At 55.9% G+C, this 315-nt stretch carries 1 protein-coding gene; it reads left to right on the forward strand.

The features are described from left to right. Window positions 1-315, forward strand: a 315-nt coding sequence (locus J0A66_RS24010) for an EF-Tu/IF-2/RF-3 family GTPase (protein ID WP_241264391.1), incomplete at both ends; no start/stop codon positions are given.

Below are 315 nucleotides of genomic sequence, written 5' to 3' on the forward strand. Positions count from 1 at the left end.
CGCTGGAAGGCGATGCCGAGTGGGAAAAGAAAATCATCGAGCTTGGGGAAGCACTGGATACCTATATTCCAGAGCCAGAGCGTGACATCGACAAGCCGTTCCTGCTGCCAATCGAAGACGTATTCTCCATCTCTGGTCGTGGAACCGTGGTAACGGGCCGTGTAGAGCGTGGTATCGTTAAGACTGGCGACTCAGTGGAAATCGTGGGTATCAACCCGACCACTACGACGACGGTTACTGGTGTAGAGATGTTCCGCAAGCTGCTGGACGAAGGCCGTGCCGGTGAGAACGTAGGTGCGCTGCTGCGTGGTACCA

It is taken from the genome of Bowmanella dokdonensis (assembly GCF_017254865.1).
GTDB classification, from domain to species: domain Bacteria; phylum Pseudomonadota; class Gammaproteobacteria; order Enterobacterales; family Alteromonadaceae; genus Bowmanella; species Bowmanella dokdonensis.